This is a genomic window from Pseudomonas sp. NFACC32-1 (genome assembly GCF_900101215.1).
Lineage (GTDB): Bacteria > Pseudomonadota > Gammaproteobacteria > Pseudomonadales > Pseudomonadaceae > Aquipseudomonas.
This window is the reverse complement of record NZ_FMUL01000002.1, coordinates 153,637-169,384: the sequence shown is the minus strand read 5'-3', so window position 1 is coordinate 169,384 and position 15,748 is coordinate 153,637. Positions and strand designations below refer to the sequence as shown.

Below are 15,748 nucleotides of genomic sequence, written 5' to 3'. Positions count from 1 at the left end.
ATACTGAATGTGGGAGCGAGCTTGCTCGCGATGGCGGCGTGTCAGGCAGCATCAATGCCGCTGATCCACCGCTATCGCGAGCAAGCTCGCTCCCACAGTTTGATCTGTGTCGGGTTGCAGATCGCTTTACAGGATCCGCACCCGCAACGAGCGCCCCTTGATCTTGCCGCTGTTCAAGCGCTGCAGCGCCTGTTTGGCGATACCGCGCTCCACGGCCACGTAGGCCTGGAAATCGAAGATCGCGATCTTGCCGACCTGGGTGCCGGGAATGCCGGCTTCGCCGGTCAGCGCGCCTAGGATGTCACCGGGACGGACCTTGTCCTTGCGCCCGGCAGCGATGCACAGGGTGCTCATGGCCGGCAGCAGCGGACCGCCACCCTGGGGCTTGAGGTTATCCAGTTGATCCCAGTTCAACGGTGACTTCTGCAGTTGCTCGATGGCCTGGGCGCGGTGCGCTTCGGACGGCGCCACCAGGCTGATGGCGATGCCTTTCTCACCGGCGCGACCTGTGCGACCGACGCGGTGGATGTGGATTTCCGAGTCCCGGGCCAGCTCGACGTTGATCACCATGTCCAGGGCGTCGATGTCCAGGCCACGGGCCGCCACGTCGGTGGCCACCAGCACCGAGGTGCTGCGGTTGGCGAACATCGCGAGCACCTGGTCGCGGTCGCGCTGTTCCAGGTCGCCGTGCAGGCCGACGGCCGAGATACCCTTGGCGGCGAGGTGATCGACGGTTTCCTGGACCTGCTGCTTGGTGAAACAGAACGCCACGCAGGAGGCCGGGCGGAAATGCGCCAGCACCTTGACCACCGCTTCCATGCGCTCTTCGGGAGCGATTTCGTAGAAACGTTGCTCGATCTGCGCATCGGAATGCAGCGCCTCGGCTTTCACCTGCTGCGGGTTGCGCATGAACTTGGACGACAGCTGCTTGATACCTGCCGGATAGGTGGCGGAGAACAGCAGCGTCTGGCGGCGTTCCGGGGTCTGCTGGATGATGTCTTCGATGGCATCGTAGAAACCCATGTCCAGCATGCGGTCGGCTTCGTCGAGGATCAGGGTGTTGAGGCCATCGAGTACCAGCGAGCCCTTGCGCAGGTGCTGCTGGATGCGCCCGGGCGTGCCGACGATGATGTGGGCGCCGTGTTCGAGGGAGGCGATCTGCGGGCCGAAGGACACGCCGCCACACAGGGTCAGGACCTTGATGTTGTCTTCGGCGCGGGCCAGGCGGCGGATTTCCTTGGCCACCTGGTCGGCCAGCTCGCGGGTCGGGCACATCACCAGCGCCTGGCAACCGAAGAAGCGCGGGTTGATCGGGTTCAGCAGGCCGATGCCGAAGGCGGCGGTCTTGCCACTGCCGGTCTTGGCCTGGGCGATCAGGTCCATGCCCTTGAGGATCACCGGCAAGCTTTGCGCCTGGATCGGCGTCATCTGGGCATAACCGAGTGATTCGAGGTTAGCCAGCATGGCGGCGGACAGCGGCAAAGTATCAAAAGCGGTGGCGATGGTGGTCACGGGACAGGCCTGCAAAACAAAATGTCGCGCAGTGTAGCAGCCTCGTGCCACTTTCTTCGAAAGTTCTGGACGAGCGTGGATTTCTCAGGGCGATCACAACGGTGCTGATTGTTCGTGGCAAGGGATTCATGTATGGCGAGGGGATTGATCTGTGGCGAGGGGATTCATCCCCTCGCCACAGGAAGGGGCACGGCTTCAGTGCTCGATATGCTCATCATGACGTTTCTGCCGCCGCCCGTCCTGCTTGGACAGTTGGGAAAAAATCGTCGCCGCCAGCATCGCCATGATGCCCACCGTCAGGAACGTCAGCTGGAACGCGCCCAATACCGTGTCTACCCCGTCGTTACCGATCTGGGCCGTGAAGCCGCCAAGCAGGGCGCCGGCGCAGGCCACGCCCAGGCTCAGGGAGAGTTGCGCCACCACCGACAACAGGCTGTTGCCGCTGCTGGCGCTGGCGTCGTCCAGGTCGATCAGGGTCACGGTGTTCATGGCTGTGAACTGCAGCGAGTTGATCGCTCCCAGCACCGCCAGTTGCGCCAGCAGCAACCAGTACGGGGTCTGCTCGCTGACCAGCCCCATGCTCGCCAGCATCACGCCCAGGGCCACGGTGTTGCCAGTCAGGACGATGCGGTAGCCCAGGCGCTCGATCAGTGGCCGGGCCACGGATTTGGCGACCATGGCCGCCGCCGCCAGGGGCAGCATGCTCATCCCGGCCTGGGACGGTGAGTAACCCAGGGCCACTTGCAGCAGCAACGGCACCAGGAACGGCAGGGCACCGCTGCCCAGGCGCGCGAACAGGTTGCCGAGAATACCCACGGCAAACGTCCGGGTCTTGAACAGCGATGGCGGGAACAGCGCGTTCTCCACATGCCCGGCCCGCAGCCAATAGGCCGCCAGGCAGGCCATGCCGCCGAACAGCAACAGCATCACCCGCAGGTGCGGCAGGTGCAGTTCACCCAGGCCTTCCATGGCGATGGTGATCAGCACCATCGCCGCGCCGAACAGCAGGAACCCCAGGCTGTCGAACCGGGTGCGCTCGCTGCCCCGCAGGTCCGGGATGAATTTCCATACCGCATAACAACCCATCACCCCCACCGGCAGGTTGATGATGAAGATCCAGTGCCAGGACAGGTATTCCACCATCCAGCCGCCCATGGTCGGGCCGATCAGCGGGCCAAGCAGGCCGGGAATGGTGATGAAGCCCATGATCCGCACCAGTTCCGAGCGCGGGTAGGCCCGCAACACTACCAGCCTGCCTACCGGGAGCATCAAGGCGCCGCCCAGGCCCTGGATGACCCGCGCACCGATCAGCATGTTCAACGAGTTGGACAGGGCACACAGCAATGAGCCGAAGCTGAACAGCAGGATGGCACCAAAGAAGATTTTCTTGGTGCCGAAGCGGTCGGCGATCCAGCCGGAGGCCGGAATCAACAGCGCCACGGTGAGCATGTAGGCGATGATCACGCCTTGCATGCGCAACGGGTTTTCCGCCAGGTCGCTGGCCATGGCGGGCAGGGCGGTATTGAGGATGGTCCCGTCCAGGGACTGCATGAAGAAGGCGATGGCCACCACCCATGGAAGCCAGCGGGCGGTGACGGCATCGAGCGGGGCGCGGTTGGGCATGGGACCTCTTGTATGAAGTATTGAAACGGGCGAACACAGCGCCTGTGGCGAGGGGATGAATCCCTGGCCACAGAATAATTCTCCTCAGCAATGACCTGGCGTCTGGTCGAGTGCCTATAACGTCAAGGTCAAGCGCTTGACCAGCGCCCCCGGCAGCAGCATCGAGGCCGTGGCCCGCTGGCTGTAGGTGCTGGCCGAGAGCAGCAGTTCCCGCTCCCGGGTCAGGCCTTCGAGCTGCGAGCCCAGCAGGCTGTAGACGCTGTCGTCGAATCGCATGGTGCTGACCGGCGCCACGATCTGGCCGTTCTCGACCCAGAACGTGGCGAAGCGGGTCATGCCGGTCAGACGCGCGGCCGGCTGGTCCGAGTAGTTCAGGTACCAGAGGTTGCTGATGTACAGCCCGGTGCCGAGTTGCTCGAGGATGTCGCGTTGTTCCAGCAGGCCTTCCTTCATGTCCAGCGCCGTGGGGTATTCATAGCGGCTGGCGCCGTTGGCGGTGAGGCCGTATTCGGCGGCGCTGCGGGAGTTGACCAGGCGAGCGTTCGCCATGCCCTTGGCAATCAGCGCCAGGTCATCCCGTGGGTAACCTTCGTCGGAGAATGCCGGGCTCAGGGAGCCGCTGACCTGCTCCGTCAGCCATACGTCGGGGCTGAAATGCGCTTCGTTGGCGTAGAACTTCTGCAGCGGGCTTTGCTTGCTGGCGATAGCCCGTGCCGAGAAACCGCCCCAGCTGAGCATGCCCATGATTTCTTCCAGCGCGGCCGGCGCCAGGTAGGCGCGGTATTCGCCGGGGGCGAGGGTGCGCAGCGGCTGGCCAAGAAACACCAGTTGCTGGCGGGCCTGCTCGAAGCGCCGGGCAAACCCTTCACTGCTCCATTCGTGGCCGGCGTAGCTGGCTTTGACGGCCTGGCCGTTTTCGTGGAACAGGCTGAAGTCGAAGTTGAAACTGTTGGCCTGGTGCCAGCCAAATGCCCCCGAGGAACTGGCGAAGCCTCGGCTGATGGGCCCGGCGGCGTAGATGCCCACCAGGTCGAGGCCTTCGCCGGCGCGGGCGATTTCAGCCACGGCCTGCTCGGTTTCCGGCAGCGGCAGGTCCTGGACCTTATGGCTCTGCCAGTGGTCATGGTTGAGCAGCAGATAGGGATCAGGGGGCAGCAGCGGCAAGGTTTCGCGCAGCTGTTGCAAGCCTTCGGCCAGCCGTTGCAGGTCTGTCTCGATGTGGCCGGACAAGGTGATCTGCAGGTCGGCATGCCGCCCGTCGTCGATCAGCTTGAGGCTGACATTGGCCTGCTGCACCTGCCCGGCCTGGCGAACCTTGCCATGATTGAAGCGCACGAAGGCCGAGGACTCGGCGGCATAGCCCACGGTGAACCGCTCTGATTCGCGCAATGCACCGCGCAGCCAGTCCACCAGTGTCTTGAAGGCTGCGGCCTGATTGTTGACGGTACTCATCAGGCGTCCCCTCCGAACACATCGACATGGCTGAATACACACGCCGGCGACGCATGGCCGACGCGAATGACCTGGTTCGGCTCGCCCTTGCCACAGTTCGGCGTGCCCAGCACCTGGAGGGTCGAGGCATCGCCCACGGCCCGCAGGCTTTTCCAGAATTGCGCGGAAATCCCCCGGTAGTTGGGGTTCTTCACTACACCCTTGAGCTCACCGTTCTCGATCAACTGACCCCATTCGCAACCGAACTGGAACTTGTTGCGCGCATCGTCGATGGACCATGAGCGGTTGGTGCGCATCAGCACGCCCCGCTCGATGCCCTGGACCAGTTGTTCCAGGGACTGGTTACCCGGTTCGATGTTCAGGTTCGCCATGCGGTCGATAGGAGGACGGTTCCAGCCGCAGGCGCGGCTGTTGGCGACGCCGTCCAGGCCGGCGCGGAACTGCGACAGGGCGCCGCCCAGCGGACGCAGCAACCGGCCTTTGCGAATCAGGAACTGTTTGCTGGCCGCCGTGCCGTCGTCGTCATGGCTGTAGCTGGCCAGCTCTTCGGGAATGTCGGGATCGAAGGTCACGTTCAACAGGCTGGAGCCGTATTGCAAGTGTCCAAAGTCGCTGGCCTTGACGAAACTGGTGCCGGCGTAATTGCGTTCGTCCCCCAGGATGCGATCCAGCTCCAGCGGATGACCGATGGATTCGTGGATCTGCAGCATCATCTGGTCGGGCATCAGCAGCAGGTCCCGGGGTCCTTGGGGAGTATTCGGCGCCATCAGCAACTGCAGGGCCTGATCGGCGATATGCGGGGCGGCACCGATCAGGCCGCAGCGGCCGATCACATCGAAGCCACCCTGCTGGCCGAAGTTCTCGCGGCCCAGGGTGCGGGTCTGGCTGTCGTGGCCATCGAAGGCCGTGACTTCCAGGGACGGGTAGATGAAGCGCTGGGCCTGGCGCAGTTCGGCTCCGGCGCTGTTGAGGTAGATCTGCTCGACCTGGCTCAGGCCGATGCCGACTTGCCAATTCACCAGGCGCTCGTCCCGGGGCACTGCGGCCGACTCGTCGCCCAGCAACTGGTAGCAATCGCTCAGCGAGGGAAACGCCTGGTCGAAGTGGGGCGAGAAGTAATCGGCGCGGTCGCTGGAGACCGCTTGCTCGCGCAAGTCGAGCAGGGCATGGGGCTTGAGCCGCCGGGCCTGCTGCTCGGCCCGCTCCAGGGCAGCTTGCAGGCCGGCCTGGGACAGGTCGTTGGTGGCCGCGTAGGCCTCGACGCCGTTGACCCGGGCGGTGAGCATCGCGCCTTCGTCACGGTCCAGGCTGGGTGGTTCGGCGATGTTCTTGCGCACCGACAGATGCTGGCCGGACTCGCGCACGTAACGCAGGGAAAAGAAATCAGCGCCCGTGCGCAAGGCAGCGAAGCGCTGCTTGAGCTGGGGGTGGAAATCGAACATGGAACCTCCTTGTCTGGAGCGAGGGTGCAGCCAGTGCGGTGCTTTGACGCGGCGGCCCTAGATTAGGCCTGGGGTGGGGGTGGGATCAAGGTAGAAGGGCATACCGGGGAGTCCAGGCGGACGCTATCGCGGGCAAGCTCGCTCCCACAGGGGGATCTTCAATGGTCACAAAATGTGCGTCCGCTGCGAATCCTTGTGAGAGCGAGCTTGCTCGCGATGGCGGTCCTGGGTCTTACTGAGCCATCGGCCCCACTTCCCGCAGCGGCTTGCCGCGAACTGGCGCGTCGCCGGCCACGTAGTACGGGGCGGTGCTGCGTGGCAATGGCTTGCGGCCACGGATCTTGTCGGCGATTTTCTCGGCGATCATGATCGTCGGCGCGTTCAGGTTGCCGGTGGTGATGATCGGCATGATCGACGCATCCACCACGCGCAACCCTTGCATGCCATGCACCCGGCCTTCGCCGTCCACCACCGCCATCTCGTCGGTGCCCATCTTGCACGAGCAGGACGGGTGGAACGCGGTTTCGGCGTGTTCGCGGATGAACTGGTCCAGTTGCTCGTCGGTCTGCACCTCGATGCCCGGGCTGATTTCGCGACCCCGGAACGGATCGAGCGCCGGCTGCTGCATGATCTCGCGGGTCAGGCGAATGCCGTCGCGAAACTCCTGCCAGTCCTGCTCGGTGGCCATGTAGTTGAACAGGATGCTCGGGTGCTGGCGTGGGTCCTTGGACTTGGCCTGGATCCGGCCGCGGCTTGGCGAACGCATGGAGCCCATGTGTGCCTGGAAACCGTGCTCCTTCACACCGTTGCTGCCGTTGTAATTGATCGCCACCGGCAGGAAGTGGTACTGGATGTTAGGCCACTCGAATTCCGGGCGGGTGCGGATGAAGCCGCCGGCTTCGAACTGGTTGCTGGCGCCGATGCCGGTGCCGTTGAACAGCCACTCGGCGCCGATGGCCGGCTGGTTGTACCAGAGCAGCGACGGGTACAGCGAAACCGGTTGGGTGCAGGCATATTGCAGGTACAACTCCAGGTGATCCTGGAGGTTTTCACCGACGCCCGGCAGGTCGTGGACCACCGGGATGTCGAGGCTCTCCAGCAATTTGGCCGGACCCACGCCGGAGCGTTGCAGGATCTGTGGCGAGGCGATGGCGCCGGAGCACAGTAACACTTCCTTGCGCGCCCGGGCTTCGACGCGTTCTTCCGCGGCGCCCACCAGATAACGGACACCCACGGCACGTTTGCCTTCGAACAGGATCTTGTCGGTCAGGGCGTGGGTGACGATGGTCAGGGTCGAGCGCTTCTTGGCGATGTCCAGGTAACCGCGTGCGGTACTGGCGCGGCGGCCGTTGGGCGTGACGGTGCGGTCCATCGGACCGAAGCCTTCCTGCTGGTAGCCGTTGAGGTCTTCGGTACGGGGATAGCCGGCCTGTACGCCGGCTTCCACCATGGCGTGGAACAGCGGATTGTTGCCGGGCTTGGGCGTGGTCACGCTGACCGGACCGTCGCCACCGTGGTAGTCGTTGGGGCCGATGTCCCGGGTTTCCGCCTTGCGGAAATAGGGCAGGCAGTCAAGGTAGGTCCAGTCTTCCAGGCCGGGCAGCTTGGCCCAGTTGTCGTAGTCCAGGGCGTTGCCACGGATGTAGCACATGCCGTTGATCAGCGAAGAGCCGCCCAGGCCCTTGCCCCGACCGCACTCCATGCGGCGGCCGTTCATGTGGGGCTCCGGGTCGGTCTCGTAGGCCCAGTTGTAGCGCCGGCCCTGCAGCGGGAACGCCAGGGCGGCGGGCATCTGCGTGCGAAAGTCCAGGCGATAGTCCGGGCCGCCGGCCTCGAGCAGCAGGACGGTGACGCCTTCGTCTTCGGTCAGGCGGGTGGCCAAGGTGTTGCCGGCCGAGCCCGCGCCGATGATGATGTAGTCGAATTCTTGGGACATGAAATGCACCCTCTTTTTGAATTGGGTTCAGGTCGTGGTTGCCTTGACGCCGCATAACCTGTGGCGAGGGGATTTATCCCCGTTCGGCTGCGCAGCAGTCGTAAATCAGCGACTGGGTTTGTCTGAAGAATGGGGGCCTTGGGGAGGGGCTGCTATGCAGCCCGCGGGGATAAATCCCCTCGCCACAACAGCGTTCACTCAAGGCCTCGTCCTATCAGAACACCGACGCGTAATCGCCCAGCTCGACCTGTACCGATTTGATGCGCGTGAAGTTGTTCAGCGAACTGATGCCGTTCTCGCGGCCCACGCCCGATTGCTTGTAGCCGCCCACCGGCATCTTGGCGTCGGATTCGCCCCAGGCGTTGATCCAGCAGATACCGGCTTCCAGCTGATGGATGATGCGGTGGGCGCGGTTCAGGTCGCGGGTCACGACGCCAGCGGCCAGGCCGAAGTCGGTGTCGTTGGCACGGCGGATCGCTTCTTCTTCGGTCTCGTAGGTGAGGATACTCATCACCGGGCCGAAGATTTCCTCGCGCACGATGGTCATGTCGTCGGTACAGTCGGTGAACACCGTCGGGGCCACGAAGGCACCCTTGGCGAATTCGCCGTCGGTCAGGCGGCCACCGCCACACAGCAGGCGTGCGCCTTCGGCCTTGCCCTTCTCGATGTAGCCCAGCACGCTTTCCATGTGGGCGAAGCTCACCAGCGGGCCGAAGTTGGTGTTTTCGTCTTCGGGGTTGCCGATGCGGATGCGCGCCACGCGTTCGACGATCTTGGCCTCGAACGCTGCCTTGAGGTGGCTCGGTACGAACACCCGGGTGCCGTTGGTGCAGACCTGGCCGGAGCTGTAGAAGTTGGCCATCATCGCCGTGTCGGCGGCGCGATCCAGGTCGGCATCGTCACAGATGATCAGGGGCGATTTGCCGCCCAGTTCCATGGTCACGTCCTTGAGCGAAGAGCTCGAGGCGCTGGCCATGACCTTCTTGCCGGTGTCGGTGCCGCCGGTGAAGGAGACCTTCTCGATGCGCGGGTGCTCGGTCAGCCAGGTGCCGACTTCACGGCCGCTGCCGGTCAGGACGTTGAAAACTCCAGGCGGAACGCCGGCTTCGGTATAGATTTCAGCCAGTTTCAGGGTGGTCAGCGAGGTGACTTCGCTGGGCTTGAATATCATCGCGTTACCCGCCGCCAGGGCCGGTGCGGATTTCCACAGGGCGATCTGGATCGGGTAGTTCCACGCACCGATGCCGGCTACGACCCCCAGAGGCTCGCGACGGGTGTAGACGAAGGAAGTGTCGCGCAGCGGGATCTGCTCGCCCTCAATGGCGGGGACCAGCCCGGCGTAGTACTCCAGCACATCGGCACCGGTGACGATGTCGACGTAGCGGGTCTCGGAATAGGCCTTGCCAGTGTCCAGGGTTTCCAGGGCGGCCAGCTCATCGTTGCGCTCGCGCAAGATATCCACGGCGCGGCGCAGAATGCGCGAGCGCTGCATGGCGGTCATCGCCGCCCAGACCTTCTGGCCTTTTTCGGCGCTGACGACGGCACGCTCGACGTCTTCTTTCGTCGCGCGCTGGACCTGGGCGAGCACTTCACCGTTGGCCGGGTTGATGGCTTCGAAGGTGGCGTCGCCGCTGGCGTCGCTGTATGCGCCATCGATGTAGAGTTTTTGCAGTTCGAAACGGGCCATAAATACCTCGCAAGTGCATGTGTGGTTGGCTTGGCCACCGGGCGTGTCGTCTATGGCTGACTACGCCGGGCGGTGACGGTTCAGGAACCGAGCGATTCTGTGTGCTCTGGTGTTCCTGCCTTGGCCAGTTGGAGATCCATGTATTCGTAAGCGATCCGGTGGGCCTGGGCGGTGTCGAACGCGTCTCCCGACAGCGCGCCGCGCAGCCACAGCCCGTCGATCAGGGCGGCCAGGCCCCGTGCCGCGCTGCGTGCCTCATCGATGGGCAGCACGCGGCGGAACTGGCTGCACAGGTTGGAATACAGGCGGTGATCGTTGATCCGCTGCAACCTGTGCAAAGACGGGTGGTGCATGCTGGTGGCCCAGAAGGCCAGCCAGGTTTTCATCGCCGGGCCGTTGACCTGGCTGGCGTCGAAGTTGCCTTCGATGATCACCTGCAGGTGCGCCCGTGGACTGTTGTCCTCCAGCGCCTGGCGACGTGCGGTGATGTTCTCGCTCAGCACCTTCATCAGGTGCAGCGCCGTGGCCGCGATCAGGCCGTTCTTGTCCTGGAAGTAATGACTGATGATGCCGTTGGAGACACCGGCCAGGCGGGCAATCAGCGCGATGCTGGCGTCCCCCATGCCGACCTGATCGATTGCCTGCAACGTGGCGTCGATCAACTGCTGGCGGCGGATGGGCTGCATACCGACCTTGGGCATTTGGGTGACTTCTCCTGGGACTTGATGGTGAGGAAGAGTCTATTTTGTTTTGATTGAACGTTCAATCAACAAAAAACAGGTTCCATGACAAGTCGCCGCTTTTTGTCGGGATTACCCCGTGTGAAAACCCCGCAGTACGGCGTGCGAGGACTTTTTGGGATGTCTTCATGACACTCATCGGTTGGTGTGAAGGCCAGCCGCCGATTGATGGCTGGAATACTGTTGTGGCGAGGGGATAAATCCCCCGCCACAGTTTGTTTGCATTCCAGGTCAAGCTTTTCAGGCAGTCAGCAGTGCACAAACGAAAACGCCTCGATGCTCTCGAGGCGTTTTTGCAGGGTTGAGGCTCAGCCCAGGTTCTTACCGAGCAGGGCGTGGTACAGCTCGCTGTCGCCAAGGATGCCGACCACTTTCTGGTTATCGTGGAGCACCAGCTTGTTGCCGGTCTGGTAGCGGATCTGCAACGCATCGCGCATGCCGATGTTGGAGTCCACCAGGGTCGGACGACGGCCCAGGCCCTCGACCGATTGCCCCGGTGCCCAGTTCTGCAGGTCCAGGACGGCTCCGTTCTGGCGAGCGCCCTTGATGGTGTTGCCTTCGGCCAGGTCGAGCCAGGAATCGCCGCCTGGGTCCAGGCACACCGAACCGTTGATGCGCTTGCAGTTGTCCAGGGTGCGCATCAGGCTGCGGCCGCACAGGACGTTGAGCGGGTTGGTATGGGCGACGAAGGTGCGCACATAGTCGTCCGCCGGGTTCAGCACGATCTCTTCCGGCTTGCTGTACTGGATGATCTTGCCGTCCTTCATGATCGCGATCCGGGTGCCCAGTTTCAGGGCTTCGTCCAGGTCATGGCTGACGAATACGATGGTCTTTTGCAGTTTGCGTTGCAGTTCCAGCAGTTCGTCCTGCAGTCCCTGGCGGATCAGCGGGTCGAGGGCGGAGAACGGTTCGTCCATCAGCAGGATGTCGGCGTCCATCGCCAGGGCGCGGGCCAGGCCGACCCGTTGTTGCATGCCGCCGGACAGCTCGTCGGGTTTCTTGTTGCGCCACTGGGTCAGGCCCACCAGCTCAAGCTTCTCATCCACCAGCTTGCGCCGTTCCTTCTCGGGACGGCCCTGCATTTCCAGGCCGAAGCTGATGTTCTCGCGCACTGTCAGCCAAGGCATCAGGGCGAATTTCTGGAACACCATGGCGATGCGCTTGGTGCGCATCATCTTCAGTTCGGCCGGGGAGCAGGAGGCGATGTCGATCTGGCGCCCTTCGTGCTCGACGAACAACTTGCCACGACTGACGGTGTTCAAGCCGTTGATGCAGCGCAGCAGGCTGGATTTGCCTGAGCCGGAAAGGCCCATCAGGACGCAGATTTCACCCTTCTCGATGGACAGGCTGGCTTTTTCCACGCCCACGATCAGGCCGGTCTGCTGCAGGATCTCCGGGCGCGAAAGCCCCTTGTCCAGCAGGTCCAGCGCGGCCTTGGGGCGGTTGGAGAAAATAACATCGACGTCTTCGAAACGAATGATGCTCATGCGTCACCCCCTACTTTGGCGTCGGGTTGTTTGCAGATTCGGTCAAGCATGATTGCCAGCAGTACGATTGCCAGGCCTGCTTCGAAGCCCAGTGCGATATCGGCGGTGTTCAGTGCGTTGACCACGGGTTTGCCCAGGCCATCGGCGCCTACCAGCGCGGCGATCACCACCATCGACAGCGACAGCATGATGCACTGGGTGACGCCGGCCGCGATGCTTGGCATCGCATGGGGCAGTTCGATGCGCGACAGGAGCTGGCGACGGGAGCAGCCGAAGGCCTTGCCAGCGTCCATCAGTTCTTCCGGAACGTCGCAGATGCCCAGGTAGGTCAGACGAATGGGCGCGGCAATCGCGAACACCACCGTGGAGATCAGACCCGGGACCACACCCAGACCGAACAGGGTCAGAGTAGGAATGAGGTAGACGAAGGTCGGTACGGTCTGCATCAGATCCAGTACCGGACGCATCATGGTGTAGAACATCGGCCTGTGCGCGGCAACAATGCCCAGCGGCACGCCGATCAGTACGCAGACCAGGGTCGCGAACATCACTTGCGCCAAGGTCTCCATGGTTTCCTGCCAGTACCCCAGGTTCAGGATCAGCAGGAAGGACGCAATGACGAATACCGTCAGGCCCCATTTGCGCTGGATGAAATGCGCCAGCAGGGCGATGAGGCCAATCAGCGCCAGGGGGTTGAACCAGGTCAGCGCAAACGTCACGCCGTGGATCATTGCTTCGAGTGACATCGCGATGGCATCGAAGGTATTGGCGCCGTGTTGCGTCAACCATTCGACAAAGCCGGCGATGTACTGGCCCAGGGGAATTTTCTGATCAATCAGCATGGTATGAACGTCCGCATGCAAGGGATAAACAGCCCGGGCGGGCGAACCCGCCCGGCATAACGATTACTGCGCCAGCTTGGCTTTCACGGCTTCCAGGCCAGGTTTACCGTCAATGGTGGTCACGCCAGCGAGCCAGGTATCGAGTACTTGAGGGTTTTTCTGCAGCCAGGCCTTGGCGGCGGCTTCCGGTTTCATCTTGTCGTCCAGCACGTTGCCCATCAGCTTGCTTTCCATGTCGACGGTGAACTCGAGGTTCTTCAACAGTTGGCCGACATTGCTGCACTCCTCGGTGTAGCCCTTGCGGGTGTTGGTCGCCACGGTGGCGGCCCCGAAGTCCGGACCGAAGAAATCATCGCCACCGGTCAGGTACTGGATCTTGAAGCGTGTGTTCATCGGGTGCGGTGCCCAGCCGAGGAAGACCACGTCGGTGCCGCGCTTGGAGGCACGATCGACCTGCGACAGCATGCCGGCTTCGCTGGATTCGACGACCTTGAAGCCGGCGTCCTTCAGGCCGAAGGCGTTCTTGTCGATCATGCTCTGGATCAGACGGTTGCCATCGTTGCCCGGCTCGATGCCGTAGATCTTGCCATCCAGCTCTTTCTTGAATTTGGCGATGTCTTTGAAATCCTTGAGCCCTCTTTCATATAAGGCTTCGGGAACCGCCAGGGTGTACTTGGCGCCTGTGAGGTTGGTCCGCACGGTTTCCACGGTGCCGGCTTCGCGGTAGGCCTTGATGTCGTTCTCCATGGTCGGCATCCAGTTGCCGAGGAATACGTCCATGTTCTTGCCGTCGGCCAGGGACTTGTAGGTCACCGGTACGGAAATCATGGTGGTCTTGGTCTTGTAGCCCAGGGCCTGGAGAATCACGCTGGTGGTGGCGGTGGTCACGGTGATGTCGGTCCAGCCGACGTCGGAGAAGTTGACGGTGCTGCACTGTGGTGGCTCAGCAGCGTTGGCCAGCAATGGAAGACTCAGCATGGCGGCCAACAACAACGGCTTGGAACCTTTCATGAGTGGACTCCTGGTGTTTTATTGGCGGTATCCGGTCGGGGACAACCGCGCTTTGTTTGGATGTTGCGGTTGGTGGCGCGTGAACACTGTCTCGACACGCGGCCTTGAAAACGAGCCGTAACCGATCATGTACCAGTGCAAATCTGTCGCCTACAGGGTGGGTCGTATCCAGTACAGGGATGGTCGCATCCAGTGTCGGTGACGTCGTTTACAGATTTTTTCCACCCTCGGCGGGTCTCTGACACGCAAAAAAACGGCGTAGAACGCTGTCGGGAACAGGGCGACGTTGGTGGGCATGATTGCGTCGGTGTCAGACGTCGAACTCCAAGGCAAAAATCGGATGATGCGACCATCCCGGCGTTGAGCGTAGCAGCTCCGTCACCGGGCGCTCCTGCGCCCGGATGTGCCCGTTCTGGAGGTTCTAGGCAATGGCAATCAGCGTATTCGACCTGTTCAAAATCGGTATCGGCCCGTCCAGTTCCCACACCGTGGGACCCATGCGCGCAGCGGCGCTCTTTGTCGAGGCGCTGCGGGCCGGGTCGCTGCTGGAACAGGTGCGTCGAATCGAGGTGCAGTTGTTTGGCTCACTGTCGGCCACCGGCATTGGCCATGGCAGCGACAACGCGGTGATCATGGGCCTGATGGGGGAGTGGCCGGATGCAATCGATCCGTCCCGGATCGGCCCGCGCATCGAACAACTGCGGGAAACCGAGACGCTGTTGCTGGACAGTCGTTTGCCCGTGCCTTTTATCTGGTCCCGGGACATGCGCCTGCTGGACGAAAACCTGCCATTCCACCCCAATGCCATGACCCTGGTGGCCGAGGGTGACAACGGTGAGCTGCACCGCGACACCTACTATTCGGTAGGCGGTGGCTTCGTCGTCGACCAGGCCCAGGCTTCCAGCGGCGTGGTGGACCTGGACACCACCGAGCTGCCTTACGATTTTTCCAGCGCCCAGGAGCTGCTGGACCTGTGCCGGCGCCACAACCTGCGGGTGGCCGAATTGATGATGGCCAACGAGAAGGTCTGGCGCTCGGAAGAAGACATTCGCAGTGGTCTGATGAAACTCTGGCGAGCCATGCAGGATTGCGTCGAGCACGGGCTCAAGCACGAAGGCATCCTGCCGGGCGGCTTGAATGTGCGCCGGCGGGCGGCCAAGTTGCACCGTAGCCTGCAGGAACTGAACAAGCCGAATGTCATCGGCTCGACCTTGAGCGCCATGGAGTGGGTCAACCTGTATGCCCTGGCGGTCAACGAGGAAAATGCCGCCGGCGGGCGCATGGTCACGGCGCCGACCAACGGCGCGGCGGGGATCATTCCGGCAGTGCTGCATTACTTCATGAGATTCAGCGAAGACGTCACCGACGCCAACGTGGTGGATTATTTCCTCGGGGCGGCGGCGGTGGGCATCCTGTGCAAGAAGAATGCGTCGATCTCCGGTGCCGAAGTCGGTTGCCAGGGCGAAGTGGGCTCCGCCTGCGCCATGGCGGCGGCGGGCCTGGCGGAGATCCTGGGGGCGACACCGGAGCAATTGTGCAACGCGGCGGAAATCGGCCTGGAGCACAACCTTGGCCTGACCTGCGACCCGGTGGGCGGCCTGGTGCAAGTGCCGTGCATCGAGCGCAACGCAATTGCCGCGGTGAAAGCCATCAATGCCGCGCAGATGGCCCTGCGCGGCGACGGCCAGCACTTCATCTCCCTCGACCGGGTGATTCGTACCATGCGCGATACCGGTGCCGACATGCATGACAAATATAAAGAGACATCGCGTGGCGGATTGGCGGTCAGTGCGGTGGAGTGCTGACCCGCAGTATTCACAATCCTGTGGTGAGGGGATTTATCCCCGCTGGGCCGCGAAGCGGCCCTCTATGTTTCTACAGATACACCAAGGTGTATGAATCGAGGGCCGCTTCGCAGCCCTACGGGGATAAATCCCTTCGCCACAAAGAACCGAAACCGCTCATAAAGTGCACACCCGCTCAGAAACACGCCACCTTTTGGCGCGTCGCAAACAG

General features: G+C 62.8%; 11 protein-coding genes. 1 reads left to right on the top strand and 10 read right to left on the bottom strand.

Annotation, left to right across the window (positions count from 1 at the left end):
• Positions 1-126: 126 nt before the first annotated feature.
• The 10 genes from dbpA to BLP99_RS04545 form a co-directional block, all read right to left on the bottom strand.
• Positions 127-1,464, bottom strand: coding sequence for an ATP-dependent RNA helicase DbpA (gene dbpA, locus BLP99_RS04590; RefSeq protein ID WP_231991124.1), 1,338 nt, complete (start codon positions 1,462-1,464; stop codon positions 127-129).
• A 243-nt stretch (positions 1,465-1,707) separates the two neighbouring features.
• Positions 1,708-3,135, bottom strand: a complete 1,428-nt coding sequence (gene mdtD / locus BLP99_RS04585) for a multidrug transporter subunit MdtD (protein ID WP_072390010.1) — start codon at positions 3,133-3,135, stop codon at positions 1,708-1,710.
• Positions 3,136-3,249: 114 nt separating this feature from the next.
• A complete protein-coding gene (locus tag BLP99_RS04580) occupies positions 3,250-4,587 on the bottom strand; it encodes a TldD/PmbA family protein (protein ID WP_072390006.1) in 1,338 nt (445 codons plus the stop codon).
• Positions 4,587-6,029, bottom strand: a complete 1,443-nt coding sequence (locus BLP99_RS04575) for a TldD/PmbA family protein (RefSeq protein ID WP_072390002.1) — start codon at positions 6,027-6,029, stop codon at positions 4,587-4,589. The genes BLP99_RS04580 and BLP99_RS04575 overlap by 1 nt, the downstream gene beginning before the upstream one ends.
• 232 nt (positions 6,030-6,261) lie before the next feature.
• The gene (gene betA, locus BLP99_RS04570) at positions 6,262-7,965 is read right to left on the bottom strand and encodes a choline dehydrogenase (RefSeq protein ID WP_072389998.1); all 1,704 of its coding nucleotides are present in this window, start codon (positions 7,963-7,965) and stop codon (positions 6,262-6,264) included.
• Positions 7,966-8,179: 214 nt separating this feature from the next.
• Entirely contained in the window at positions 8,180-9,652 is a 1,473-nt protein-coding gene (gene betB, locus BLP99_RS04565; RefSeq protein ID WP_072389995.1) for a betaine-aldehyde dehydrogenase, read from the bottom strand.
• Positions 9,653-9,732: 80 nt separating this feature from the next.
• Complete coding sequence (gene betI / locus BLP99_RS04560) at positions 9,733-10,353, bottom strand: transcriptional regulator BetI (protein ID WP_072389992.1); 621 nt, start codon at positions 10,351-10,353, stop codon at positions 9,733-9,735.
• 347 nt (positions 10,354-10,700) lie between these two features.
• On the bottom strand, positions 10,701-11,879 hold the full coding sequence (choV, locus tag BLP99_RS04555; RefSeq protein ID WP_072389989.1) for a choline ABC transporter ATP-binding protein: 1,179 nt from the start codon (positions 11,877-11,879) through the stop codon (positions 10,701-10,703).
• Positions 11,876-12,721, bottom strand: a complete 846-nt coding sequence (gene choW, locus BLP99_RS04550; protein ID WP_072389986.1) for a choline ABC transporter permease subunit — start codon at positions 12,719-12,721, stop codon at positions 11,876-11,878. The genes choV and choW overlap by 4 nt, the downstream gene beginning before the upstream one ends.
• Before the next feature lie 63 nt (positions 12,722-12,784).
• On the bottom strand, positions 12,785-13,732 hold the full coding sequence (locus BLP99_RS04545) for a choline ABC transporter substrate-binding protein (RefSeq protein ID WP_072389983.1): 948 nt from the start codon (positions 13,730-13,732) through the stop codon (positions 12,785-12,787).
• A gap of 428 nt (positions 13,733-14,160) precedes the next feature.
• Between BLP99_RS04545 and BLP99_RS04540 the strand changes: the two genes are divergently transcribed.
• Entirely contained in the window at positions 14,161-15,537 is a 1,377-nt protein-coding gene (locus BLP99_RS04540) for an L-serine ammonia-lyase (RefSeq protein WP_072389980.1), read from the top strand.
• The last annotated feature ends 211 nt before the right edge of the window (positions 15,538-15,748 follow it).